This is a genomic window from Fictibacillus nanhaiensis, from assembly GCF_049537595.1.
Lineage (GTDB): Bacteria > Bacillota > Bacilli > Bacillales > Fictibacillaceae > Fictibacillus > Fictibacillus nanhaiensis_F.
Genome location: NZ_JBMULM010000003.1, coordinates 261,055 through 284,576 on the forward strand (window position 1 = coordinate 261,055; position 23,522 = coordinate 284,576).

Sequence of the window (23,522 nt, forward strand, 5' to 3'; positions counted from 1 at the left end):
AAACATCATACGAAAGAACTACAACATAAGACATATTTGTCGATTATTCTGAAAATTAAATATTGTCAAATTGTCAGAGTAGTGTCATAATTCTCAACAGAGAAGTAATATTCTAGGAAATTTGGCAGCTTAGAGAAAGGAGTGAGATCTCATGGGAAATCCAGTTCTAGAAGTGAAGAACTTAAGAACTTCTTTCCTTACAGAAGATGGCGCAATTCCTGCTGTTGACGGTGTTGATTTCCACGTTAATCCTGGCGAAGTGCTTGGGATTGTTGGAGAATCAGGCTGCGGTAAAAGTGTGACATCCCTATCCGTAATGGGACTAGTACCTACCCCGCCTGGGAAAATTGAAGGAGAGATTCTCTTTAAAGGTGAAAATCTTGCTTCTGCACCGGAAAGAAGGATGCGGCAGATCAGAGGCAATGAAATCGGGATGATATTCCAAGAGCCGATGACAAGCTTGAACCCGGTTATTACGATCGGTGAACAGCTTATTGAATCACTGCGCATACATAGAAAATGGTCCAAAAAAGAAGCGATGGGTAAAGCGATCGAGATGCTTAAGCTAGTGGGACTTCCACGAGCAGAAGAGCTTGTGAAAGAATATCCTCATCAATTATCAGGAGGTATGCGTCAGCGTGTCATGATCGCCATGGCCATGATCTGCGACCCTAAACTTCTGATAGCGGACGAGCCTACTACCGCTTTGGATGTTACGATTCAAGCCCAAATCTTAGACTTGATGAAACGATTAAACAAAGAAACAGACACCGCTATTATGATGATCACACATGATCTAGGTGTTGTGGCAGAGATGTGTGAGCGTGTCGTAGTTATGTACGCTGGAAAAGTGGTCGAAGAAGGGGAAGTGAAAACGATCTTCCAAAATCCGAAGCACCCTTATACGGTTGGGTTGATCAAATCCGTACCAGACATGAGGGAGAAGGTTGGCCGTCTGTATTCTATTCCAGGAAACGTACCAAAACCCGGTTCGATCACCACGGGTTGTTCGTTCGCACCACGTTGTGAGCATGCAGGAACAAGGTGTATATCCGAAACTCCTCATCTTAAAACTCAAGAAGGCAGTCATCAAGTCCGATGCTGGCTTTACGAGGACGGGAAAGGAGTGAATCTGCATGAGTCAGACACAGCCATTAGTTAAAGTTGAAAATCTAAAGATGCATTTTCCAATTAAAGGCGGAATTTTGAGTAAGACCGTTGGCGAAGTAAAGGCAGTAGATGGAATCTCTTTTTACATAAAAAAAGGAGAGACACTCGGCCTCGTAGGAGAGAGCGGGTGCGGTAAGTCCACGACAGGACGCATGCTCCTTAGACTTTTAGAACCTACTGAAGGAAAGATCTACTTTGAAGGTGAGGATATAACCAAACTATCTTCAAGTGAGATGAGAAAGAAACGCCGCGAGATGCAGATGGTGTTTCAAGATCCTTTTGCTTCCCTTAACCCGCGTCATACGGTTGAGAAAATTTTAGAAGAACCTTTAATCGTTCATGGTGTAAAAGATAAAGCAGAACGAAAAAGAAGAGTTAAAGAACTGCTTGAAGTCGTAGGACTCTCAAGCTGGCATGCGAAGCGATATCCTCACCAATTCTCAGGAGGACAAAGACAGCGTATCGGAATCGCACGGGCACTAGCCGTGAATCCGAAGCTCATTATCGCGGACGAGCCGGTATCTGCTCTCGACGTTTCGATTCAATCTCAAGTATTGAACCTTTTACAAGATCTTCAAAAAGAGTTCGACCTTACGTATTTGTTTATCGCGCATGATCTTGGTGTAGTCCGCCATATCAGTGACCGAGTGGGAGTTATGTATTTGGGTCATATCGTAGAGCTTGCTGATAGTGAAAAGCTTTATGATGATCCGAAACATCCATATACACAAGCTCTTTTATCAGCCGTTCCGATTCCAGATGTGGAGCATCGAAAGGACCGCGTCATCCTGCAAGGAGATGTGCCGAGTCCATCGAATCCGCCTGCTGGTTGTCCGTTCCATACACGTTGCCCTGCAGCGATGGATCATTGTGGAACCGTAAAGCCTGTTTTAAAAGAAGTTGCTGAAGGCCACTACGCTGCCTGCCATCTTTACGAATAACGGCAGACACGTACATATAAACAAAGGCATAACTAAAATGAGAACTGGGGGAAAGAAGATGAAGAAAAGTTTATTAACTTTATTTGCTTTAATGCTTGCTTTATCTCTAGCGTTGGCAGGGTGTTCATCAGGCGGAGATAGCAGCAAAGGTGGAGACGATGATAAAGTCGATCCAAACAATGTCATGATCTACGGTCGTGGCGGTGACTCTGTTGCACTTGATCCAGCTGTTGTAACTGACGGTGAATCTTTCATCGTAACCGAGCAAATCTATGAGCCACTTGTAAACTACGGAAAAGATAATACAGATATCGTTGCAGGTCTTGCAAAAGAATGGAAGATTTCTGACGATGGATTAACGTACACGTTCACACTTGAAGAAGGTGTTAAGTTCCACGATGGCGAGAAGTTCAACGCGGATGCAGTTGTAAAGAACTTTGACCGTTGGGCACAAAGTAAAGACGGCGAGAAATTCGCATACTACGGATCTATGTTTGGTGGATTTGAAGGTGACGAAGGACACGTCATTAAAGATGTAAAAGCGGAAGGTGACTACACAGTAGTTATTACATTGAACAAGCCACAAGCTCCATTCTTAAAGAACGTAGCGATGAGCCCGTTCGCAATCGCGAGCCCTAAATCATTAGATGGCGACAAGCTAAGCAAAGAGCCAGTTGGTACAGGTCCTTTCAAATTTAAGAGCTGGAAGCCAAACGATACGATCGTTCTTGAAAAGAATGCTGACTATTGGATAAATGATATGCCAAAACTTGATGGCGTAACGTTTAAAGTAATCAAAGACAACTCTTCTCGTTTAAACGCATTAACGAAAGGCGAAATCGACTTAATGGATGCTCTTAATCCATCTGATATGAAAAAAGTTTCAGACAATGGAAAGCTTCAATTGTTCGAACGTCCTTCAATGAACGTTGGTTACCTAGGATTTAACGTTGAAAAGGCGCCATTTGATAAAAAAGAAGTACGTCAGGCGATCAGCCACTTGATCGACAAGCAAGCGATCATCGACAACTTCTATGAAGGAACAGCTGAGCCGGCTAAGAACCCAATGCCTCCTTCAATCGCTGGATACAACGATGAGATTCAAGATCGTGAATATGACGAAGCAAAAGCAAAAGAACTTTTAGCTAAAGCAGGTATGGAAAAAGGATTTGAGATGGATCTTTGGGCAATGCCTGTAGCACGTCCATATATGCCGAACGGTCAAAAAGTAGCTGAAGCGATTCAAGCGAAACTTGCAAAAGTGAATATTAAAGCGAACATCGTTACATTCGAGTGGGGTACTTACCTTGAGAAAGTTCAAAAAGGTGAAGCGCCAATGTTCATGTTAGGTTGGACAGGTGACAATGGAGACGCGGATAACTTCCTTTATACGCTTCTTGACAAAGACACGATCGATTCTAACAACTACTCTCGTTATGCGAACGAAGACGTTCATAAGCTTTTAGTTGAAGCTCAAACAACGGCTGACGAAGCGAAGCGTGAAGAGCTTTACAAACAAGCACAAGTTATCATTCATGAAGATGCTCCATGGGTACCACTTGTTCACTCTAAGCCTCAATTAGCTGGAGCAAGCAAGATTAAAGGATTCGTTCCACATCCTACAGGTTCTCAATCTTTCGCGGACGTATCTTTCGAATAATGTATGGCGGGGAGTATGGCCTAAAATAGCCTGCTCCTCTTTTTTTGGAAAACGATTCTCTAGAAGGTAGTCTTTCATAACCCCTTTGATACGTTGATTGGAAAGTAAGGTGCGAGACTCCTGGGGGATCAGCGGGACAGGTGAGACTCTTAATAGCGCCTAACGCTAAGAGGCTCACCGCAAGCCCCCCCGGAAAGCGAGCATCCTGGAGTGGAAAGCAACGCCTTTCAAGAATAACAACTCGTAACCTAACATACTTGTAATTCTTCTTAAGAAAGAGGTGACCCTATGTTTGCCTATACGATCAGACGGTTAGCAACGCTCGTTCCTGTACTTTTAGGGATGACATTTATCGTGTTCATGATGATTCGCGCTATCCCGGGTAATCCAGCACAATTAATTTTAGGGCAGCAGGCCACAAAGGAAGCTGTTGCATCTTTAACGAAGCGACTTGGGTTAGACCAGCCATGGTATACGCAATTTATTGATTATTTAACAGGTCTTTTTACTGGAGACCTTGGTGTTTCATTAAAAACAAACGTACCGATCGCACAAGAAGTGTGGCCATATTTAGCCGCAACGATGGAACTTGCTTTTGTTGCAATGGTTATTGCGATCGTAATCGGAGTTAATGCAGGTATCATTTCTGCATGGTTCCAAAACTCTTGGTTCGATTATACGGCTATGGTTCTTGCGCTAGTGGGTGTTTCTATGCCGATCTTCTGGCTTGGATTAATGGAGCAATATGTATTCTCTATTCACTTTGATCTTCTACCGACTACGGGTCGCGACAACATTCGTGTTCCGGTTGATCCGATCACGCATCTGTATTTGATCGACACTTTGATTCAAGGAAGAATGGATCAGTTTGTTGAGGTAGTCAAACATCTCATCTTGCCTGGAGTTGCACTTGCTACGATTCCAATGGCAATCATTGCGCGTATGACCCGGTCAAGCATGCTTGAAGTTATGCGTTCAGATTATATCCGAACCGCACGTGCAAAAGGAATGAAAATGTTCTGGGTCGTGTATAAGCATTCATTGAAAAACGCGTTAATCCCAGTAGTAACCGTTATCGGTCTTCAGACAGGACTGCTATTGGGCGGTGCGATTCTGACGGAGACGATCTTCGGATGGCCAGGCATTGGTACATACATTTATGATGCGATCTCGTATCGTGATTATCCGGTTATCCAATCTGGTATCTTAGTCGTCGCAACGATTTTCGTATTAATCAATCTACTCGTTGATTTGCTGTACGCAGCAATTGACCCGAGAATTAAATTCAAGTAGGAGGGATTAGAATGTCAGAACTCACAAGATCAACACCTCCCGTAGTTCCGCAGCCACAGCATATGCCAGTGGAACCTGTGGAAGACAAAGTAATCTCTCCTTGGAAAGATGCTTGGAGAAGCTTTAAAAAGAATAAGATCGCTCTTGTCGGTTTATCGATTGTTTCGGTGTTCATCGTTATTGCCATATTCGCGGACCTGATCGCGCCTTATGGCATCAGTGAAGGTGAGCTAAGAGATAAACATATCGCACCATCTGCTGAACATTGGTTTGGTACCGACGAATTTGGTCGTGATATCTTAAGTCGCATTATCCACGGTGCTCGTGTCTCCCTTTGGGTTGGTTTTTTCTCGGTAGCTGGATCAGTTATCGTAGGTTCCTTCTTAGGTATCGTTGCAGGATATTATGGAAGATGGATAGATGGCATCATATCTCGCATTTTTGATATTTTGCTTGCGTTCCCAAGTATCTTACTTGCTATTGCGGTAGTATCGGTATTAGGACCATCATTAAAAAACGCGTTGATCGCGATTGCGATTATCAACATTCCAACGTTCGGACGCTTATTGCGCTCGAGAGTGCTTAGTGTAAAAGAAGAAGAATACATTACAGCGGCTCGTGCAATCGGAATGAGCGACTTCAGGATTCTGATCCATCATATCCTGCCGAACAGTCTCGCTCCAATTATTGTTCAAGGAACGCTTGCGATCGCAACGGCGATCATTGAAGCAGCTGCACTTGGATTCCTAGGAATGGGTGCACAGCCACCAACTCCAGAGTGGGGTAAGATGCTCGCAGATTCAAAAGACTTTATCATTCAAGCGCCATGGACCGTATTGTTCCCAGGCTTAGCGATCATGCTCACGGTACTCGGATTCAACCTGATGGGTGATGGTCTGCGTGATGCACTAGATCCACGGATGAAGAGTTAGAGATTAATTGTAGATGAGGAGGCTTGGCTTTAGCTGAGCTTCTTTTTTTTATGTGGTTTTTTCTAGGAGGGGTTTGAGGTTGTATTTGCGGGATTTTGTTGAACCTGATGTAGGAAGCTTCAGAGATCGAAATAAATGGTTAGTTTGATAACTTGAATTTAAATGTAAGTATTTCATAGCCTCACGATTGGATATTTCAGTAGAAATTAAATATGCGTAGTCTTGTAAAGCTTCAACATGAGCAATTTTTGAGGAAGTATTGCAAGAGTGGCAATGCCAGGAACCCCATACATATGTCATGATTGATTGATCACATGATGAACACAAAACGCCGGTTATTAAATCTCTTTTATTAATCTCAAAAAGTTCACAAACATCTGGATCATAAGATGAACTTACTTTGGAAAGGTATTTTATTAGTTTTTTAATTTGTTTTTGTGTTAGGACAGTTTGATTGTTCATTTGTATGAACTCTTGGAATTTCTGTTGTAGACTAGGGCTTTTAATTACTTTTTCATAAGCTTCTTTATATGTAGGAGAAGCTTCAATGATCACATTTGGATTGGTCATGACTACAAGAGATTCAATGGGGATGGGAGCAGAGTATTTCTGTTGGAGAAGTATTTCATTTAAGTGATATCTTTGCCGTTTAACCTGTTCGATTGGATTAGAGAACGCTTCTTTCTTTCCGTCATATGTTCTGATGAGTTGTGAAAAATTATCATCAAAGAATAGATGTCCTGTCAGGTTCTTTATTTCTAATATTGTTATGAAATTGGGAGTAATGACTAGAGTATCCATTTGGAAATAGTAGTTATCATGGAGAATTCGAATTCCGTGAAGTAAATAGACGTCATTTTTAGGTAAGTAGCGATAAAAATAGTTTAAAGATTGTTCACCCTTGTGCCCAGAGGAATGATTTCGCAATTGTTCTAGCAATTCTTTTCTTTTTGAATGGTTTAGAGGTGTTCTTCTTATTAATTTGGATAATTTTATAACTATAGGTGGAGCTTTTCTATCATTTTTAGTAAAAATCTCTCCTTTACATTAATTACATATTAATTTTTCCTAGTTTGCAGCATTCATAAGTGTAATGCAAATAGAACTTTCCTAATTAATGAATTCCAATCTAATTAATTCTAGAAATATTGACTATAATACGGCGAGAATTCAACTTAATACGGCGAGTTTTTATCATATAACAGCGAGTTTGCAAATTACGACGAAATTCGCGCGCCGCCCTTCGCAAAACCACCTAAAAACACTCCACAAACAACAAAAAAACCAACCCTCAAACAAAGGGTTGGCTTCCAATACACAATATTAATCCTCAAACCGCTGATCCAACTGTACTTCACTATCTTCCTGGTGGTAGTTCTTAAAGCTTTCCACCAATGTGTTCAAATGCTCCAATTGGTCTGCGTAGTCTATGATCAGGGCGAAGACGGGGAACAGTTCAATCCAATCTTCGTTCTCTGGGTTTTTGTAATAGCTCATAATACAGGTCATGAGTGCTTTTTTGTTGATGGCCTCATCCATATCGAGCGTATGCTGTGCACGGATTTTGTCCGTGTACTTCAACAACATCTGTTCGTGGAAGTTGGTTAAGCCATCCAGTTTTAATTGAATCAGTTCTTGAAGAGGTTCAGGCATGTTGTTCAACTCATTTTCATGACGGTGAAGGCTCTTCAACAGTTCAAGTGCTTTGTTTGTAGTTTGAATCATCTGGCGGTAAAGAACCAGCTTACGTGTTTTAGTATACTTATTGCTTCTTAAATACGTACGTTCTTCTTTATACAATAAGTAATATTGATCCATCTTAAAGCGGTTTTCTTTTAAGCGTGGCAGATCCTCTTTCAAGGCACTATGTTCTGTAGCATGACGGGTGATCATGCGAATCCATTTTATGATTTCGTCCGTGTGATCGGAAATTTTATAATACAGCTTCGTTTCATATTTAGGCGGCATGAATACCAGGTTAACTAAGAACGCTGATAATACGCCGAGCATGATCAATAAGAAACGATCGATCGCAAAACCGATAAAGTTCTCTGTATGGCTCTCCATGATTACGATTACGGTAACGATGGATAACGGTATCGTTTTCTCAATCTTCATCTTTAAGTTCGCTGCGATAACAAGTACGACAACGAATCCGATAACAAAAGGGTTATTGCCTAATAGAATAACAAAAATGATAGCAAAAATGGCGCCAACCAAGTTACCTTGAACTTGTTCTAAAATGGTTTGATACGATCTATAGATGGATGGCTGGATCGCAAATGTAGCGGCAATCGCGGCAAAGGCTGGTTGCTCCAATTGAAACAACATCGCTAAGTAGATCGATAAAGAAATGGCTAAACCCGTTTTAATCATTCGGGCTCCTAGTTTCATAACTGCGATAATTCCTTTCTCATAAAAAATGTTAATAATCTCAAACACTATAAACTGTTTCGTCCTTTTAATCAAGTAAATATCTGTTAACAAATTGTGAAAAGTACACACCTATATACTTTATGAAAATCATAGACCCTCTATTACAGGTTTTCCCTTAAATCAAAAAAAGAATCCGTGTGAGGACGGATTCTTTCATTTACCTAAAAACTTAGTGAGCTGAATGCTCTCCCAGCTGCTTCGATTGTTTCGCGAACGTCTTCTTCGGTGTGTGCAGTTGTTAAGAACATCGCTTCGTATTTAGATGGAGCGAGATTGATTCCTTCATGAAGCATATGTTTGAAGTATCTTCCGAAAATCTCACCATCTGTTGCTTCTGCTTGTACATAGTTCTCAATTTTTTCGTTGGAAAAATAGAGCGTTAAAGCACCTTTCAAGCGGTTGATCGTTACGGAGACACCATATTTCTCGGCTTGTTCAAGCAAACCTTTTTCAAGGATTGCACCCAAGCGGTCCATTTCTTCGTAAACGCCTTCTTGTTTTAAAACTTCTAAACAAGCAATACCTGCTGAGATCGATGCGGGGTTTCCTGCCATCGTTCCTGCTTGGTACGCAGGTCCGAGTGGTGCTACTTTTTCCATAATCTCTTGTTTACCGCCATATGCGCCGATTGGCAGACCGCCACCGATAATCTTTCCGAGCGCTGTCATGTCAGGTTTTACACCTAAAAGATCTTGTGCGCCTCCATACATGAAACGAAAAGCCGTAATTACTTCATCATAGATTACAAGTGCACCATGCTCATGGGTGATATCGTTAACAGCTTTCAAAAAGCCTTCTTTGGGTTCAACGATCCCAAAGTTTCCAACGATCGGTTCAACTAAAACGGCAGCGATCTGGTCACCCCATTTTTCCATTGCAGCCTTATAAGCTTCAACATCATTAAATGGAACAGTGATCACTTCTTGCGCGATTGATTTTGGAACACCAGCTGAGTCTGGAGTTCCAAGTGTAGAAGGGCCGGATCCAGCAGCAACTAGTACGAGATCAGAATGCCCGTGATAGCAACCGGCAAACTTGATGATCTTATCGCGTCCTGTATAAGCACGAGCAACGCGGATCGTTGTCATGACCGCCTCTGTTCCAGAGTTTACGAAACGAACTTTATCCATAGCAGGCATCGCTTCTTTTAACATCTTCGCAAATTTCACTTCAAGAGAAGTAGGCGTTCCATAAAGCACGCCATTTTCTGCAGCTTTCACGATCGCCTTTGTGATATGAGGATGAGCATGTCCGGTAATAATAGGACCATAAGCAGCTAAGTAATCGATGTAACGATTGCCGTCTTCATCCCAAAAGTATGCGCCTTGTGCGCGTTCCATAAATACAGGTGCACCACCGCCAACTGCTTTAAAAGATCGGGATGGACTGTTTACACCGCCAACAATATGTAGAAGCGCTTCATCATATAGAGCTTCAGATTTCGTGTGATTCATCTATAAATACCTCCTGTAAACGATACGTCAGTTAAGTTCAATACATATTGTAGCATGAATAAGCGTGAGGAACAGGGATGGGAAACTATGAAAAGATAGTCTCAACTATTTGAGTTTATGAACGGGATTGGAGTAAACTATTCGAGTGCCTTGAGTTTCTCTTGCATGAAATTGGAAAAATGGTTGCTCTTGAAAGTGGTTGATTTCCGCTCCAGGATGCTCGCTTTCCGCGGGGCAGGCGGTGAGCCACATTCGAACGTTTCACTCTTAAATGTCTCACCTGCCCGCCTGTCCCGCAGGAGTCTCGCACCTTGCGCTACAATCAACTTGTCATTGAAGAAAGATGCTACAAACGTCAAGCAGCAATCTTTTAAAAAGAGTCTAATACCTATAAATTACGGAGGCATTTCTATGCAGAACATTATAGATGTACAAGGTTTAAAAAAAGAATTTAAATCCTTCTCCAGCCGATCAGGTCTGAAGGGGGCGTTTCGGGATCTTTTTACACGAAACTATACAATCAAGACAGCAGTAGATGACATCTCTTTTACGATAAAAAAAGGAGAGATGGTCGGTTATATCGGGGAGAACGGTGCAGGTAAGTCGACTTCCATTAAAATGCTGACAGGGATCCTCACGCCGACTGACGGAAAAATTGTTGTTAACGGTATGAATCCGCATAAAGAGCGGGAGAAGTTTGTAAAAACGATTGGCGTCGTCTTTGGCCAAAGATCGCAGTTATGGTGGGATATCGCTGTTCAAGAGTCTTTCAGATTATTAAAGAAAATCTACAATGTGCCGGATCAACAGTATGAAGAGCATATGAAAGATGTGATCGAGACGCTTGATATCGGACCGTTGCTCGACAAGCCTGTCCGCAAACTTTCACTCGGACAACGCATGCGCTGTGAACTTGCTGCAGCTCTTATTCATAATCCGCCGCTATTGTTTCTGGACGAGCCGACAATCGGACTTGATGTGCTCGTAAAGTTAAAAATTCGTGAGTTTCTAAAGAGAATTAACGAGAAATACGGTACGACGATTCTTTTAACAACGCATGACCTTTCAGATATTGAAGCGCTTTGTGAACGAGTGGTTATGCTTGATGAAGGAAAAATTATTTATGATGGACCACTAAAAGAGCTTCGTGAAAATTGGGCAGAAGGAAAACAGATTCAGTTTCAGTTTAGTGAAAAAGCAACGTTGGAAGAGTTGCAGCATCTTACACAAGAACATCTTGTGGTTTGGGAAAAAGGAGAGAGTGACCTAGTATGGGTTGCTTCGGTTGATGCTGACGAGACCGTGATTTCAGGTGTGATCGGAAAAGTGACTGCAGCTAAAAAGATTGCTGACTTGAAGATTCTTGAGATATCAACAGAAGAGATCATCCGAAATATTTATGTTGAAGGTGCTGTTCGTCATGGGTAAGTATATCGAGATGATTCGCATCCGTTTTTTAATGATGCTTGCATACCGGACGAACTATTACAGTGGAATACTCATTTATAGCATTAATATAGGAGCTTATTACTTTCTATGGAGTGCCATCTATGGAGGAAAAGAAAACATACAAGGTCTTTCTATCACTCAGATGACAACGTATATAGCTGTGGCGTGGATGGCAAGAGCCTTTTATTTTAACAACATCGACCGAGAGATTGCGATGGAGATTAAAGAAGGAAAAGTGGCCGTTGAGATGGTCCGTCCTTATCCGTATTTAAACATGAAGATGATGCAGGGCTTAGGCGAAGGAATCTTCAGGCTTTTATTTTTCTCTGTTCCTGGAATGATCATCGTAGCGCTCGTGTTTCCTATTGAATTATCCACGAACGCAAGTACATGGTTGTTATTTTTCCTATCGATCACGTTCAGTTTCATCATTAACACACAGATCAATCTGTTAGCTGGAATCGCAACTTTCTTCTTATTTAATAATGATGGCTTGATTCGGGCAAAACGTGTCGTGATCGATTTGTTTTCTGGACTTATCTTACCGCTCAGTTTCTATCCGATGTGGGCTCAGAACGTGATGAGCTACTTGCCGTTTCAAGGGATCAGCTATATCCCGAGTATGATTTTTACTGAAGGGTTTAAAGGCTCACAGATCTATGAAGCCCTTCTTAACCAAGCAATATGGTCGCTACTCCTTATCATTCCGGTGTATGGGCTATGGATTTTGGCGAAGCGTCAGCTTGTGGTTCAAGGGGGTTAGAAGCAGATGGAGTATATTTCAATCTTTTTTCAATACGTCGGACAATATTTAAAAACAAGGCTTACGTATCGTGCTGATATGATCGTCGAAATCTTTTCAGATCTATTATTTCAAGCGGTAAATTTAGTTTTTATCCTGGTCGTATTCGGCCATACGAATCTTCTTGCCGGATGGAGTAAGGATGAGATGATCTTTATTTACGGATTCTTCTTAGTTCCATTCTCGATCTTTGCTTCGTTCTTTAATATTTGGGATTTTACAGACAGATATATTGTAAAAGGCGAGATGGATCGTATCTTAACAAGACCCGTTCACAGTCTTTTTCAAATTGTACTCGAACGAATGGAGCTAGAATCACTTTTCGGTGTAGTTACAGGATTAGTTGTAATGTTCTATGCAGGTGATAAGCTGGGTCTAGAGATCAGCTGGTACGATCCGTTCATCTTCATTCTGTTAGTAATAGGCGGAGCACTCGTGTATGCAGGTATTTTTATTGCTCTTGCAACGATCGGGTTCTGGTCTGATTCGAGAACAGATATAATGCCGATGATGTACAACATCGGCAACTACGGAAGATATCCAGTTGATATCTACAACAAAGTGATCAAGTATGTGTTAACGTGGATCCTTCCGTTCGCGTTTGTCGGTGTATATCCATCTTCCTATTTTTTAGAACGTGAAGAGTGGTATACGTATGCGTTCTTAACACCGGTTGTTGGAATCGTGTTTTTCTTGATCGCTGTAACGTTATGGAACGTTGGAGTGACAAAGTATAGAGGCGCTGGTAACTAAAGAAAAACCGTTCTCCTTAATTGAGAGAGCGGTTTTTGTTGTTTAATTTTCCATACTAGACTTATTTTTCCGAAATTGTTCTAGGACAGCTGGGCAGGTATAACACTTGAAAGTGAAACGTACCAATGTGGCACACCGCCTACCCCGCGAAAAGTGATCAATTTAAAACGGAGATCAACTACTCTCAAAAGCAACAATGAATACAAAAACAGCCATTTCATTTAGACAAAGATCGATTCTTAAAATGCTGTTCTAAATCTTTCGTCATGATGTTAATGCAAAGCACCAAAAGGGCAAAAGCGGTTACAGGAACCATAACAATAAATGGCTCTAGCATTAGTTCCTTGTGATAAGCAGAGATTAATCCAGTCCATTCATTAGAAACCGACGCATAATGGTTGAATTGGTCATGCTCTTGACCGGAAGTGATTTGCACACCGCCAATATAAAGATGATAGATTGCTAAGTGAAGCATTAACGTTAGAACTTGTGCAAATTGGCGGCCGACTAAAACAAACAGTCTCGGCCATAAATGGGGAAAAATATGTTTTGCTGTGATTTGAAAGGAAGAAGCACCCATGAGTTTGGCACAGATAACATAATCCGTCCTCGATAACAGTTCAGTCGTTTCAGCGATGATTTTTCCGAGCGGCAGAACACCAACTGCAATAAGAACAAGCAACTGAAGAAATAATGTTTCTGAAGTTGAGAGCACAGATTCATTTCTTAATTCGTAAAAAAGAAAAGGCGACAAAGTCAGCAGTACAATAAGGGATGGTGGAACGTATTGGAAGCTTTGGATCAGACCGCTGAACCAGCTGCTATTAAACAAGCGTTTAAACAACAATCCCAAAATAACAGAAATTAAGATTCTTGCTAACGTAATGATACAGGCAAAAAGAATCGTATATTTGGCACCGTCAACTAAGATATAAAATAAATCCTTTCCAATACGATCTGTACCAAGCCAATTCTCTTTAGAAGGACTATAAGGCGGAATGTCCAATTTTTTTAAGGAATCAGAGTATCGAAATTGGTTTACTTCAGGTTCAGAAAATGCGATCGGAATGACAATACTAGCAGCCAAAATGAACAGCAGCAAAAAGAAACCTGTAAAGAAAAGAGGAATTTTACTCAGCATGAATATAGCTCCTCTTGAAGATCACTTTTTGTAAACCTTTAACTGCTGCAAATAACGGAGTGACGATCAGCAGTAAAAGCATAGCCTTCGTTTCATAAGGCTGTTCACTTAATAGAATTTGAATAACACCATTCATATTAAACAGGTATTCCAATACGACCATCTGGCTGAATAAAAGAAGCATGATGATGGGGAAGTGTGTATTGAGTTCAGAGATGGTGTTACTTAAAAGATGTTTCAAAATTATAGCGGATTTACTGATCCCTTTTGAACGAGCAAAGGTGATATAATCCTTATCCACCTCTGTCTCTAAAAGTAATAGCATCATTCTAAACAAATAGATACCAGGTACAATACTGAGTGTTGCAAGCGGAATCAAAAGAGCAGGTTCTTTGCTGGATGTAAAAGGATTTGCAGCAAGCCACCCAGTTTGCTTATAAATCCAAACAACGAATAGCTGTATGCAAAAAACAAAGAACAAATCTGGCATCGATTCTAGCAGGCTGCAGCATTTTAGAAGTACTTTCTTAAAGATGGAAGGAAGCAGTTCTGTCATCCATCCAAGTACTATAGCCATAATGATAGCGATAGTAAAACTAGCTATGATGAGTCCTGCAGTATAGATGACAATACCCCAAACCTCTGGAAATAATGGTCTTTCAGTGATCTGATCAAGAAACTCTACTGAGCGGTTTTCGGGCATTTTAGGAAAGGCGAGTGTTTGTGTTTGTGTGTAAAGAGTTAACGAATGTGGTTTGGTTAGTTGGACAATTGTTTCAATAACAGTCTGTCCGTAACGAAACAGGCTGAATTTCAAATTGTTCTCTCCAGCAAATAAAGACGGAGTTGCAGAAAGTAAAACAACTCCTATACACATTAATAAATAAGGCTGAACAAAGATTGTTAACTTTCTCATGAATCGTCTTCCTTTCACGTTAAGTCTGCCGTGAAAATATATTCGTCCAAAACAGGCTGCTGCATAAATTGAGCGACATCTGTTCGAAGTGATTCCAGTCGTTCTCGCTTACCAGTATAAAAAACGTAATAGCCTTTTCTTTGCGTTTCGGCTAAGCCGCATAAAAGTAACTGCTTTAAATGATTCGATACGGTAGCTTCAGTGAGATTGTATTTATAGGCGAGTTGCTTTGTGCTGTAAGGATGGTGAAGCAAGTCTTGCAGAATTTTAAGTCTTGTTGGCTCACTGAGTGCCTTTAATAAGGTAATTAAATCTTCAGGTGGTTCAGGATTTTTTTCTGAATCCGGAACAGCAACATGGAGGGCGATGCTAACACGTTCTTGGTTGCAGCAAAGCATGACGTGTGGCGTAGCGAAAGTAGATGGCTGAATTACGAGTCTAGGAAACTCTTCAAACGAAAACGAGTAAACGTCATTCTTCTTAATTTTTATCGAATCAGAAGTCACTGTAACATCAGGATGAATGCTGTTTAAACTTTCGATTTTCGAGTCACTCAGTTCTTTTTTGAAATTGTCAGATGCTCTTGCAATCCAAGGCGTAATTCTAAAAAGCTCTTCTGCAAACAAGTAACGGTTGTATTCATAAAAGAAATCACAAAATTTCCTTTTCCAAGCCGCTGCATGTAAAAGAATGTCTCGTTCAATCGAGTGAAGAGGTGCTGACGCAGGACTGATTTTCCACTTGAGCAAAGAGTCACTTCCATATTTCTCACCTAGCAAGAGATAGGAAAACGATAAATCTGGTATGAGCGCTATACGTTCAATGGCCTCTTCGACGGTAGATTCATTAAATTGAAATTCGTTTCGAATGTTAACGAAATACATCCAGTCGTAAAAATGCGGTCCCCATTCTTTGATTAAAAGTAAAAGATCTTGCGGTAATTTATTTTTTGCTTTTTCAGCCCATTCAAGTCGATATGGGTGGTGAGCTGGATTTTGAATAACGTGGAGACTCATGACCATTTCGTTAAAAGGAGAAAAGTCAACTGAAACAAGTGCCATTTACATCTTCCTTTCATTATGAATGATTTATAATTTGATTAGCTAAAGATCGAATTAGTTTTTGGGGTTTCCAAAATTACAAATAATTTACATCCAAATAGGTGATAAGTCAATGATTATTTTCTGGACTTAAGACCTGATTTTGTACATATCAAGTGTTTATGTTATAAATAAACCTTCATTATCTTGTAAGATATGAACATAATTACATTGCATAGCAGAAATGAGGAATTACATATGAAAATCATGGTTATCGCAGGAAGTCCTACAGCAGAATCAAGAACAAGAGGAATTGCGCAGTTTGCTGCTGAAACGTTGAAACAAATGAATGTGGAAGTGTTATATTTTGATGTAGGGATTGATAAATTGCCTCTGTTTACAGGAGATGCTACGACAGCTCAGAATGAAGCGGTAAAAAAATTAGCTGAGTATGCTGAACAAGCTGATGGGTTCTTTGTAACAAGCCCAGAGTATCACAGTGGGATAAGCGGAGCGCTAAAAAATGCGCTTGATTTCTTAGGAGGAAAGCATTTCAAGAATAAACCATCAGCGATTGCTGTTGCTGCAGGTGGCGGAAAAGGCGGCATGAACGCATTGACCAACCTTCGTACCGTGCTTCGTGGCGTATACAGCTTAGTGCTGCCAGATCAATTTATTGCAGATCCGGTTAATTTTGATGAAGGCAACGTACTCGTCGATGAATTAGCACAAACGCGTGTACGTGAATTAGCCCTTCAGTTAAAAGAGTTAACAGAAGTGGTCTCAGTTAACAAAGTAAAATAATAATAGGTAAAGACGGTCTGTGAATAAGCAGACTGTCTTTTTTTGATCATAAGGCTGTCCTATTCAGTTTCTCTTTTTCATAAGATAAAGAGAGGTGGACAGAATGGAAAATGCCATACTAATAATATTACTCATAACAACTGCTGGTCTTATTATCAGAAGTATATGGATGCTCTTTAAACATCCTGGAATTAAAGAACATCTCATGCCAGCGAGTCATCTGCTGATTTTGTTCATCGTGTATGGAACGATCATTTCAGGATTCGGGCTCATATATGCACTTATCTCTTTAATGGGCTACCCTGTGATAAAACTAGAATTGAATCAGAGTGACTTTTTCTCTTTTATAGAAGCATGCATCTATTTTAGCAGCACGACGATTTTGTCCGTTGGTTATGGAGACATCGTACCTGTTGGAGCGGGAAGGTGGATTGCCGCGCTTCAAGCACTGATCGGGTACTTGCTGCCGATTGCTTTCGTTTTATCTTCAGTTGTTCACCACAACAGAACAGCAAAATAGTTGTTGAAAAATAACGAAATAGGCTACCCTTAAAGAAGATAAATCTTTAAGGAGGTCTAAACTCAATGACGATAGAAACAGGAAGTAAAGCACCAGATTTTAAATTGCCAGCAAGTAATGGAGAAGAAGTAGCATTAAAAGATTTTAAAGGAAAAAATGTGGTTCTCTACTTTTATCCAAAAGATATGACACCAGGATGTACAACGCAAGCATGTGATTTTAGAGATCGTCACGAAGACTTTAAGAAACAGAATACCGTTATTCTTGGGGTTAGTCCTGATCCATTAGCTCGACATGACAAATTTATCGAGAAGCATGGTCTGCCGTTCATCCTTTTAGCAGATGAGGAGCATAAAGCTGCTGAGCTTTACGATGTGTGGAAACTGAAAAAGAACTTTGGCAAGGAATACATGGGAATCGAACGCTCCACATTTATTATTGATGGACAAGGAAACATCGCGAAAGAATATCGTAAAGTTAAAGTGAAGGATCATGTTGAAGAAGCACTCAAATTTATAGAAGAAAACTTAGTATAGAAAAAAGCCCTGAAAAAAAATCGGGGCTTTTTCACTTTTTATTCAAGGGATCAGCTCTCCTGAAGTTCTGTTACAGGAATGTCCATCTCATGATCGGGTTGTTCTCTTGTGTAAGCTCTAGCGGTTTGGTTGTTTTCATCTACAGATTGAAGCCATACAGGAGTTCCGTTATGAAGCACTAGGATCTCTTTTTCCGACTCTATGATCTGTTGAGCACGTGATACGTTTATCAATTCATTCACCTCCACGGCAACTAGTATGCAACAGAGACTGATAGACTATGCTTTTCCTTCTTAATAAATAGGCATGATGGCTTATGCGTGATAAAATGAAATAGTGTGAATTTTATAACAGATAAATTCGGGGGTATACATAATGAGAGACGAACGCTTAACGACGCTAGCAAGAACATTGCTGACACATTCATTAAAGGTAGAAAAAGGTCAAAAAGTACTTATTACTTCTTTCTTAGCGGGTAAGCCGCTCGTAAAAGAACTCGTTCAAGAAACATATAAACTAGGAGCTTTTCCTTACGTTCAACTTGCAGATGAAGAGATTTCCCGTGCGTTAATGATGGGTTCTACGAGAGAACACTCTGAGGCACAGTTGAAATGGGATCTGACACGCATTGAAGATATCGACGCGTATATCTCGATTCAATGTAAAAATAATGATGCAGAGTTCTCAGAAGTTCCAAGTGAAATCTTTCAGATGAAAGCTGAAATTAATAAGCCTGTTCAAAACATGATCATCAATGATCGACAATGGGTATTATTAAACTACCCAACTACAGGACTCGCACAAATGGCAAAAATGAGCTTAGAAAAGTTCACTGATTTTGTGCTTGATGTATGTAACGTTGATTATAAAGCGATGGCTGAAGCGCAAAAACCACTTCATGCCTTGATGGAAAGAACAGATAAAGTTCGAATCACAGCTCCAGGAACAGATTTAACGTTCTCGATCAAAGGAATTCCAGCTGTTATGTGCGCAGGTGAGAATAATATTCCGGATGGAGAAGTATTCACGGCACCAGTAAAAGACAGTGTAAATGGAACCATTACATATAACACGCCTTGCCCTTATCACGGTACAACGTTTAACAACGTAAAACTTACATTCAAAGACGGAAAAATCGTTGAAGCGACTTCAGACAACACTGAAAAATTAAATGAGATCTTTAATACAGATGAAGGCGCTCGTTATGTTGGAGAGTTTGCAATCGGGGTAAATCCTCTGATCCAGCATCCAATGGGAGATATCTTATTTGATGAAAAGATTGGCGGCAGCATTCACTTCACACCTGGAAGAGCGTATCAAGATGCATATAACGGGAATGAATCAGGAATCCACTGGGATATGGTATTGATCCAGCGTCCAGAGTACGGCGGCGGGGAGATCTACTTTGACGATGTATTGATCAGAAAAGATGGTTTGTTCGTTCTGCCAGAACTACAAGGGCTGAATCCTGAGAATCTTAAATAAAAGCTCTTTCCAAAGTATTATTGCTTTTGGAGGTATTTCGTTTTCTTCATTGCTTGTTGATTGTAGTGGAAGGTGAGAGACTCCTGCGGGACAAGCGGTCAGGTGAGATCCTTAAGGGCGCAAAGCGGCAAGGAGCTCACCGCCTGCCCCGCGGAAAGCGAAGCACCTGGAGCGGAAATCAACTCCCTTTAAGAAGCGTTTTAATACGAAACAACCTAAACAAAACAGCAACAACTTAAAAAGCGGGAGCACGTTCCCGCTTTTTCTATTACACGAAAAGAAGGTGTTTCTTATGATTCTTTCAAGTGCACGATTAAGAGATGAGATAAAGGACGAACTAAAGAAGCGGTTCCCAAAAGAAGAATTCCACTTTTATAACAATATGAAAGAAGCTAAGGCGTATCTTGATCAAGCAGAATTCTTAGTATCCTATGGTGAAGATCTGACTAATGAGCTGGTTGAAGAAGCCAAAGCATTAAAATGGATCATGGTCATTTCAGCCGGCCTTGATAAAATGCCTTTTGAAGCTTTAGAAAAACAAGATGTTCTAATCACGAACGCAAGAGGCATACACAAAACGCCTATGGCAGAATATACGATCTCTATGATGCTGCAGGTGTCACGTAAAGCAAGCTTATTACTAGAAAATCAAAAACAACATATCTGGGATCGAAAAGTTCCGATGACTGAGATTTCTGGAAAGACGCTTGGAATATTAGGAACAGGAGCAATTGGATGCGAGATAGCAAGACTTGCGAAAGCTTTTAATATGAAAACCATCGGATTTAACAGAACCGGACATCCGGCTGAAAACTGTGATGTAATCGTGGATAAAGAAGGAATCTCCACTCTTTATGAAGAATGTGATTTTATCGCGAACGTTCTCCCATCAACACCACAGACTTTTCAATTCGTTGGAAAGAGTGCCTTTTCTCTAATGAAGCAGAACGCCGTATTCATTAATATAGGAAGAGGGAAAACAGTAGACGAAGAAGAGTTGATCACAGCATTGCAAGCCGAGAAGATCGGCCACGCTGTTCTAGATGTGTTTGAAAAAGAGCCATTAAAAGAAGAAAGCCCATTATGGGATATGCAGAACGTAACGGTTACGCCGCACCTTTCAGGAATTTCACATCAATATCAAGAAAGAGCGATTGAGATCTTTTGTGATAATCTAACTCTATACCGAAATGATAAGCGTGAAGAGATGATCAATATCATTCCATATGACCGGGGGTATTAATATGAAAATATACACAAAGACTGGAGATAAAGGAACAACATCCTTAATCTTTGGTGAACGCGTTGCTAAAAATGATGTGCGCGTAGACGCGTATGGTACGTGTGATGAAGCGAATAGTATGATCGGCTTTGGCGTGAGTTTACTGCCGAGGGAAGAATGGGCAGAAAAAGCTACAACAGTAATGCAAAAAGTACAGACTGTTCTTTTTCATGTTGGAGCTGAGCTAGCGACTCCAGCAGGGAAAGAAGTAGCGTGGAAATTAAAAGAAGAAGATATCTCATTTCTTGAAGAGACGATTGATGAATGGCAAGCAGGACTGAAACCTTTAAAACAGTTTATACTACCCGGAGGATCTCCATCTGCAAGTGCACTCCATACGGCAAGAACAATTGCAAGGCGAGCAGAACGTATTGCTGTAGAAATTGAAGGTGTGAATCCACTTGTGTTGTCATATCTGAACAGACTTTCTGATTTCCTTTTTGTTGCTGCACGTTACGTTAACGAACAAATGAAAGTCACAGAGCCAGTTCTCCACGAAGATCATTCATAATCGAATACTGCATACATACACTTCAATTGACAAAACCTGTAGAAAAGCAGTAGACTAATTATAACGATTATAAAGTAAGAATTCTTAAAGAAATGGGGTGCATGACGATGTCAAGCGCTAAAATAAATGCGGCAATCGACAACTTAAAATCAGTAGGTGTACGGATTACGCCTCAGCGTCATGCTATCTTAGAGCATCTTATCCAATCAATGTCCCATCCGACTGCTGATGAGATTTACAAAGCGCTGGAGGGAAAGTTTCCAAATATGAGTGTAGCAACAGTCTACAATAACCTTAGAGTATTTAAAGAAGCGGGTCTTGTAAAAGAACTCACTTATGGGGATTCATCAAGCCGATTTGATTGTGTGACGACAGATCATTATCATATCATCTGTGACTCATGCGGGAAGATTGTGGATTTTCATTATCCAGGTCTAGATGAAGTTGAGAGTCTAGCCGAATCTGTAACAGGCTTTGATGTAGGACGACACCGTATGGAAATTTACGGAGTATGTCCGGATTGCAAAAGAAAACATTAAAAAAAAGCTGACTTTCCACTACGGTAAGTCAGCTTTATCTATTCTCTTTGCGCATTTGGCGTTTAGAGTTGTACTTTTCATCAAATTCTTCGCCCTCAAGACCTTTATCCATCGTAAGTGGCTGGTTACACGACATACATGCATCTACACGGCCGAGTACTTTTGTTACTTTTCCACAGTTTGGGCAAACAACCTGTACTGCCTGAGTAGAAATCATACCGATCCAGAAGTAAACGCCAGCACTGGCGATCGTTGCGATAAACCCAATCACCATAAAAATAGACATAACGACAAAACTTGTCTTGAAAAACAGGCCTGCATACATGATGATAATACCTATAAACACAAGGCTAAGAGCGAACGTACGTATTTTATTGATTTTGCTCGTATACTTTATCATACCTGTCCCTCCTCCGTTCATTAGTATAACATATGAACTCTTAGGAAAAGAAAAAGGATTTCTTTATTTGGTGTTGAAAGTAACAAACAGGATTTTGTTAAAATGGGAGATGACCTTCATGGAAGATATTTTACGCCCGCTGTATCAGGAGAGAGCAAGCAACGAAAACACATTAGGTGTGCTTTTTGTTGAGAAAAATAAACCATTCAGCCCTGGCACGGATCACTTTGATTCAATACTTCTTATTATAGTAAAAGAATCCGATCAGCCTTTGATGATCAAACACTACGAATTTGAGTCAACTTCAGCTGCGCTTCACATCGTGACAGAACAACTACTTAATTCTTGGTTGATGCTTGGAACGAACAGAAGAGCGGTTGATTGGGTAATGAACGGGAAAGTTCTATTTAATCGCAATGAGTACATAACAAGATTAAGAGACCGACTTCACGAGTTTCCGGCTGAAGAGAGGACACATAAGATTGGTCTTGAGTTTGCAAAATTACTTCGCCGTTATAACGACGGAAAAGAACTCTTTCACTCCGGCCATTATTTAGATGCATTCAACAACATCATGCACGCTCTTCACCACCTTGCTCGTTTATCTGTTATTGAGCATGGATACTATCCAGAAGTTACAGTTTGGAACCAGGTGAAGATGATTCAGCCAGAAATCTTTAAGCTGTATGAAGAGCTTGTAACAGGTGAAGAAACGATTGATAAAAGAATAGAACTTCTATTACTAGCATCAGAGTTCTCCTTATCTTCCAAAACTAAATTGGGTGCGCATCATCTGTTGGGTATTATCAAACAAAAAGATGAGTGGGCTTATCATGAGTTAATGGAACATGATGAGGTACAAGACTATGCGATCGATCTTCCTATGATTCTTACACACCTAAAAGATAAGGGTTATATAAAAACCATCAAGCGTGAAACCAAGAGCAAAAACCTGTATCATCGTTACTACTCAATAAAAGAATAAAGTTTTTTCTAAAAAGGTGTTGACCTGGTTATCTATATCGTGCTATATTATTTCTTGTCGCTGCGACACACAGAAACATTGTTGCAGACGGGAAACACGATAAAAAAACAGGTTGACATCTTGTTTTTAAGATGATATCCTAATAAAGTCGCCAAAACGAGCGACACACGAAACACACAGTTCTTTGAAAACTGAACAAAAGAAATAGGTAAGGAATTAAGAATTAATTCCGTCAGTTTTAAAATCGAGCAAGACAAACACTTTTACGGAGAGTTTGATCCTGGCTCAGGATGAACGCTGGCGGCGTGCCTAATACATGCAAGTCGAGCGAATGATGAGGAGCTTGCTCCTCTGATTTAGCGGCGGACGGGTGAGTAACACGTGGGTAATCTGCCTGTAAGACGGGGATAACTCCGGGAAACCGGGGCTAATACCGGATAATAAGAGAAGAAGCATTTCTTCTTTTTGAAAGT

At 40.6% G+C, this 23,522-nt stretch carries 24 protein-coding genes and 1 rRNA gene; 17 read left to right on the plus strand and 8 right to left on the minus strand.

Features of this window, described 5'->3' with window-relative positions; genetic code table 11:
• The first annotated feature begins 151 nt into the window (after positions 1-151).
• From ACOZ9X_RS16675 to ACOZ9X_RS16695, 5 genes are all read left to right on the plus strand, one after another.
• On the plus strand, positions 152-1,162 hold the full coding sequence (locus ACOZ9X_RS16675; RefSeq protein ID WP_066391134.1) for an ABC transporter ATP-binding protein: 1,011 nt from the start codon (positions 152-154) through the stop codon (positions 1,160-1,162).
• Positions 1,137-2,111 (plus strand): ABC transporter ATP-binding protein, encoded by a 975-nt coding sequence (locus ACOZ9X_RS16680; protein ID WP_153238269.1) that lies wholly within the window; start codon positions 1,137-1,139, stop codon positions 2,109-2,111. The genes ACOZ9X_RS16675 and ACOZ9X_RS16680 overlap by 26 nt, the downstream gene beginning before the upstream one ends.
• A gap of 58 nt (positions 2,112-2,169) precedes the next feature.
• Positions 2,170-3,771: an ABC transporter substrate-binding protein gene (locus ACOZ9X_RS16685; RefSeq protein WP_423419174.1), complete on the plus strand. Its 1,602-nt coding sequence runs from the start codon at positions 2,170-2,172 to the stop codon at positions 3,769-3,771.
• 288 nt (positions 3,772-4,059) lie between these two features.
• Complete coding sequence (locus ACOZ9X_RS16690) at positions 4,060-5,064, plus strand: ABC transporter permease (protein WP_423419175.1); 1,005 nt, start codon at positions 4,060-4,062, stop codon at positions 5,062-5,064.
• Between the two features lie 11 nt (positions 5,065-5,075).
• A complete protein-coding gene (locus tag ACOZ9X_RS16695) occupies positions 5,076-5,996 on the plus strand; it encodes an ABC transporter permease (RefSeq protein WP_423419176.1) in 921 nt (306 codons plus the stop codon).
• Positions 5,997-6,044: 48 nt separating this feature from the next.
• Here the strand turns inward: ACOZ9X_RS16695 and ACOZ9X_RS16700 are convergent, their stop codons facing one another.
• The 3 genes from ACOZ9X_RS16700 to ACOZ9X_RS16710 form a co-directional block, all read right to left on the minus strand.
• Positions 6,045-6,935: an NERD domain-containing protein gene (locus ACOZ9X_RS16700; protein WP_423419177.1), complete on the minus strand. Its 891-nt coding sequence runs from the start codon at positions 6,933-6,935 to the stop codon at positions 6,045-6,047.
• A gap of 384 nt (positions 6,936-7,319) precedes the next feature.
• Positions 7,320-8,390 carry an FUSC family protein gene (locus ACOZ9X_RS16705; RefSeq protein WP_423419178.1) on the minus strand — a complete coding sequence of 357 codons (1,071 nt, stop codon included), beginning with the start codon at positions 8,388-8,390 and terminating at the stop codon, positions 7,320-7,322.
• A gap of 203 nt (positions 8,391-8,593) precedes the next feature.
• The gene (locus ACOZ9X_RS16710) at positions 8,594-9,886 is read right to left on the minus strand and encodes a glutamate-1-semialdehyde 2,1-aminomutase (protein WP_423419179.1); all 1,293 of its coding nucleotides are present in this window, start codon (positions 9,884-9,886) and stop codon (positions 8,594-8,596) included.
• 411 nt (positions 9,887-10,297) lie between these two features.
• Between ACOZ9X_RS16710 and ACOZ9X_RS16715 the strand changes: the two genes are divergently transcribed.
• Genes ACOZ9X_RS16715 through ACOZ9X_RS16725 form a run of 3 tightly spaced genes read left to right on the plus strand, consistent with a single transcriptional unit; the run spans position 10,298 to position 12,890 of the window.
• A complete protein-coding gene (locus ACOZ9X_RS16715; RefSeq protein ID WP_197195933.1) occupies positions 10,298-11,314 on the plus strand; it encodes an ABC transporter ATP-binding protein in 1,017 nt (338 codons plus the stop codon).
• Positions 11,307-12,098 carry an ABC transporter permease gene (locus ACOZ9X_RS16720; RefSeq protein ID WP_144703842.1) on the plus strand — a complete coding sequence of 264 codons (792 nt, stop codon included), beginning with the start codon at positions 11,307-11,309 and terminating at the stop codon, positions 12,096-12,098. The genes ACOZ9X_RS16715 and ACOZ9X_RS16720 overlap by 8 nt, the downstream gene beginning before the upstream one ends.
• A 6-nt stretch (positions 12,099-12,104) precedes the next feature.
• Positions 12,105-12,890 (plus strand): ABC transporter permease, encoded by a 786-nt coding sequence (locus ACOZ9X_RS16725; protein ID WP_191755535.1) that lies wholly within the window; start codon positions 12,105-12,107, stop codon positions 12,888-12,890.
• 217 nt (positions 12,891-13,107) lie between these two features.
• Here ACOZ9X_RS16725 and ACOZ9X_RS16730 read toward each other — a convergent pair whose 3' ends face one another.
• The 3 genes from ACOZ9X_RS16730 to ACOZ9X_RS16740 are packed head-to-tail and all read right to left on the minus strand — an operon-like array spanning position 13,108 to position 16,008.
• A complete protein-coding gene (locus ACOZ9X_RS16730) occupies positions 13,108-14,031 on the minus strand; it encodes an ABC transporter permease (RefSeq protein ID WP_423419180.1) in 924 nt (307 codons plus the stop codon).
• On the minus strand, positions 14,021-14,947 hold the full coding sequence (locus ACOZ9X_RS16735) for an ABC transporter permease subunit (RefSeq protein WP_423419181.1): 927 nt from the start codon (positions 14,945-14,947) through the stop codon (positions 14,021-14,023). The genes ACOZ9X_RS16730 and ACOZ9X_RS16735 overlap by 11 nt, the downstream gene beginning before the upstream one ends.
• Before the next feature lie 14 nt (positions 14,948-14,961).
• On the minus strand, positions 14,962-16,008 hold the full coding sequence (locus tag ACOZ9X_RS16740; protein WP_423419182.1) for a metalloregulator ArsR/SmtB family transcription factor: 1,047 nt from the start codon (positions 16,006-16,008) through the stop codon (positions 14,962-14,964).
• A gap of 237 nt (positions 16,009-16,245) precedes the next feature.
• Between ACOZ9X_RS16740 and ACOZ9X_RS16745 the strand changes: the two genes are divergently transcribed.
• From ACOZ9X_RS16745 to bcp, 3 genes are all read left to right on the plus strand, one after another.
• On the plus strand, positions 16,246-16,791 hold the full coding sequence (locus tag ACOZ9X_RS16745) for an NADPH-dependent FMN reductase (RefSeq protein ID WP_423419183.1): 546 nt from the start codon (positions 16,246-16,248) through the stop codon (positions 16,789-16,791).
• Between the two features lie 103 nt (positions 16,792-16,894).
• Positions 16,895-17,311, plus strand: coding sequence for an ion channel (locus ACOZ9X_RS16750; protein ID WP_423419184.1), 417 nt, complete (start codon positions 16,895-16,897; stop codon positions 17,309-17,311).
• A gap of 65 nt (positions 17,312-17,376) precedes the next feature.
• Positions 17,377-17,847 (plus strand): thioredoxin-dependent thiol peroxidase, encoded by a 471-nt coding sequence (gene bcp, locus ACOZ9X_RS16755; protein WP_423419185.1) that lies wholly within the window; start codon positions 17,377-17,379, stop codon positions 17,845-17,847.
• Between the two features lie 50 nt (positions 17,848-17,897).
• Here the strand turns inward: bcp and ACOZ9X_RS16760 are convergent, their stop codons facing one another.
• Entirely contained in the window at positions 17,898-18,080 is a 183-nt protein-coding gene (locus tag ACOZ9X_RS16760) for an H-type small acid-soluble spore protein (RefSeq protein WP_423419186.1), read from the minus strand.
• 142 nt (positions 18,081-18,222) lie between these two features.
• Here ACOZ9X_RS16760 and ACOZ9X_RS16765 point away from each other — a divergent pair, with 142 nt between their 5' ends.
• The 4 genes from ACOZ9X_RS16765 (at position 18,223) to perR (ending at position 21,664) form a co-directional block, all read left to right on the plus strand.
• Positions 18,223-19,332 carry an aminopeptidase gene (locus ACOZ9X_RS16765; protein ID WP_423419187.1) on the plus strand — a complete coding sequence of 370 codons (1,110 nt, stop codon included), beginning with the start codon at positions 18,223-18,225 and terminating at the stop codon, positions 19,330-19,332.
• 292 nt (positions 19,333-19,624) lie between these two features.
• The gene (locus ACOZ9X_RS16770; RefSeq protein WP_423419188.1) at positions 19,625-20,575 is read left to right on the plus strand and encodes a D-2-hydroxyacid dehydrogenase; all 951 of its coding nucleotides are present in this window, start codon (positions 19,625-19,627) and stop codon (positions 20,573-20,575) included.
• 1 nt (position 20,576) lies between these two features.
• The gene (locus ACOZ9X_RS16775; protein WP_423419189.1) at positions 20,577-21,125 is read left to right on the plus strand and encodes a cob(I)yrinic acid a,c-diamide adenosyltransferase; all 549 of its coding nucleotides are present in this window, start codon (positions 20,577-20,579) and stop codon (positions 21,123-21,125) included.
• A 107-nt stretch (positions 21,126-21,232) separates the two neighbouring features.
• Positions 21,233-21,664, plus strand: coding sequence for a peroxide-responsive transcriptional repressor PerR (gene perR, locus ACOZ9X_RS16780; protein ID WP_137792276.1), 432 nt, complete (start codon positions 21,233-21,235; stop codon positions 21,662-21,664).
• Positions 21,665-21,698: 34 nt separating this feature from the next.
• Here perR and ACOZ9X_RS16785 read toward each other — a convergent pair whose 3' ends face one another.
• Entirely contained in the window at positions 21,699-22,064 is a 366-nt protein-coding gene (locus ACOZ9X_RS16785) for a YgzB family protein (RefSeq protein ID WP_066286256.1), read from the minus strand.
• A gap of 118 nt (positions 22,065-22,182) precedes the next feature.
• On the opposite strand from ACOZ9X_RS16785, the gene ACOZ9X_RS16790 reads away from it, so the two are divergent.
• Entirely contained in the window at positions 22,183-23,049 is an 867-nt protein-coding gene (locus ACOZ9X_RS16790) for a nucleotidyltransferase-like protein (RefSeq protein WP_423419190.1), read from the plus strand.
• Between the two features lie 262 nt (positions 23,050-23,311).
• Positions 23,312-23,522: ribosomal RNA gene (locus tag ACOZ9X_RS16795) — 16S ribosomal RNA — on the plus strand; the annotation flags it as partial.